The 2,265-nt window shown below is 70.6% G+C and carries 2 protein-coding genes; both read right to left on the bottom strand.

Annotated features, from left to right (window positions below; all coding sequences use genetic code 11):
* On the bottom strand, positions 1-1,446 hold a 1,446-nt coding region (locus tag GORHZ_RS11090; RefSeq protein ID WP_006333002.1), incomplete at its 3' end, for an alkaline phosphatase D family protein.
* Positions 1,447-1,611: 165 nt separating this feature from the next.
* Positions 1,612-2,265: PAQR family membrane homeostasis protein TrhA (gene trhA / locus GORHZ_RS11085; RefSeq protein WP_006333001.1), on the bottom strand; the 654-nt coding region annotated here is incomplete at its 5' end.

The following is a 2,265-nucleotide window of genomic DNA, read 5'->3' as shown; positions in this document are numbered from 1 at the left end:
TGACGCCGCCTTGAGCGCGCGGTCGGAGACGTCGCTGTCGGTTCCGTCGGCTCCCGACGAAATGGACGTCCCAGCCAGTTCCACACCGACGGTTGGCGATTCACGCGTGTCCGTCGACCGCAGATCGCCGACGACGTTGCGGTGGATGTCACCCACAACCGACACCAGATTCCCGACGCCGCGGTCGCGAGCACCGTCGAGGACGCGGGCGCGGGACGCCTCATAGCCGCTCCAGCCGTCCATGCTCACCGCCCGCAGGCCGTGTCGGTCACGGGCGAGGTCGGCCATCGGGACCTGCTGGGCGAGCACGGTCCAGCGATGACGGCCGGCGGCGAACCCGTCGAGGAGCCATCGTTCTTGCTGCGCGCCGATGATCGTGCGCCGCGGATCGGCGGTGGCGGCGTTCTGGGCGCAGTCGTTGTCCCCGTTGACCTGGTCGCTGCGGTGGGTCCGGGTGTCGAGGACGTTGGACTCGACGAGGTCGCCGAACCCGAACCTCCGGTAGGCGCGGATGTCCGTGCGGCGCGGGTGGTGCGCGAGGCGGACCGGCGTGTTCTCCCACCATGCTTTGAGGGCGGCCGCACGCCGGAGCAGAAACTCCGGCATCGGGGTGCCGTCTTCGGGTACCGACGCCGCCCAGTTGTTGTCGACCTCGTGGTCGTCGAAGGTGGTGACAAACGGGCTCGTGCGGTGCGCGGCCTGCAGATGCGGATCGAGCTTGTAGAGGGCGTAGCGGTCGCGATAATCGTCGAGATCCATCGCCTCCCGGACCGCGGATTCCGGCATCGCGTGCGTGCGACGCCGTCCTCCGCCGGCCGGGATCGGCTTCTCGTAGATGTAGTCGCCGAGATGGAACACGACGTCTGGAGCGTGGTCGGCCATGTCGGCATAGGCGACGTAGTGGCCGTCGCCCCACGCCTGGCACGAGGCCAGCGCGAAGGTCAACTCGCGCACCGGTGAGCCGTATCCGGGCGCGGTGCGTGTTCGGCCCACCACGGAGATGTCCCCAGCGGCCCGGAACCGGTAGAAGTACTCGCGCGCCGGTTCGAGCCCCCGGACGTCGACGTGCACGCTGTGGCCGTGATCGTCGGTGGCGACCACCGACCCGCGGCGGGTGATGTGCCGCATCGACTCGTCCGTCGCGAGTTCCCAGTCGACCACGACCCGGGCCGCTCTCATCCCGCCGCCGCGGGCGAGTGGTCGGGGCGCCAGCCGTGTCCACAGCACCACACCATCGGGCAGGGGGTCGCCGGAGGCGACGCCGAGGGTGAACAGGTGATCGCCGGACGACGACTCCGGGGAGACGGGTGCGTCGCTCGGCACCCCCGGCAGGAAGCCGAGCCCGGCGGCGGCCCCGGTCCACGTCAGGAACCGTCGTCGTGACATTGCGGCGCGCACGGTCCGGTCGGGGCCGATCCAGGTGTCGCGCCGGTCGGTTCGTGGCATGGCGCCAGCCGACCAATGTCACCTGACACCACGTCGACAGGTGTCTGGCGGTCGCGTGATGACCTGATGAACTGCGGTCGTCGGGCCGGTCGTCGGGGCGTCGGGGGAGTGTGACGGTTTCCGCGGTGGGACGGGTCGGCGTTGCGGTCGGGGACCCTGCAGCGATCAGGCGGCGAGCACCAGCCAGACCGCGATGTAGTGCAGCAGCGCGGCGATCGCAGTGCAAGCGTGGAACACCTCATGGTGCCCGAAGACGGCGGGCCAGGGGTTGGGCCAGCGCGCCGCGTACAGGATGCCGCCGACCGTGTAGAACACCCCGCCGAGCGCGAGCAGGACGATGACCGTCCACCCCGCGCCGGTCACGAGTGCCGGTGCCACGACGATGATCACCCAACCGAGCAGCACGTAGAGCGCCACCCCGAGCCAGCGCGGAGCCGCCGGCCAGGCCAGTTTGAGCACGACGCCCGCGAGGGCACCTGCCCAGACGACGCCGAGAATCCACCAGCGCACCGATGCCGGCAGGGCCAGGGCGCAGAACGGCGTGTAGGTGCCGGCGATGAACAGGAAGATCATCGAGTGGTCGGCGCGCTTCATCCGCACCTGCGCCCGCGGGGTCTTCCAGGCGACTCGGTGGTAGGTGGCGCTCACCGCGAACACGCCGAACACCGTCACCGCGTAGACAGCGCACGCCAGTGCCGCGCCGGGGCCGGCGAGGACCGCGCCTCCTACCACTACGGCGAGACCCGCCGCGACGGCCACGAAGGCCGAGTACTGGTGGATCACACCGCGCAGGCGCGGTTTGTGGACCGGCGTCGGCTC

The sequence above is a fragment of the Gordonia rhizosphera NBRC 16068 genome, assembly GCF_000298195.1.
GTDB lineage: Bacteria > Actinomycetota > Actinomycetes > Mycobacteriales > Mycobacteriaceae > Gordonia > Gordonia rhizosphera.
The sequence above is the reverse complement of the archived record's forward strand: the minus strand, read 5'-3'. Positions and strand labels throughout refer to the sequence as shown.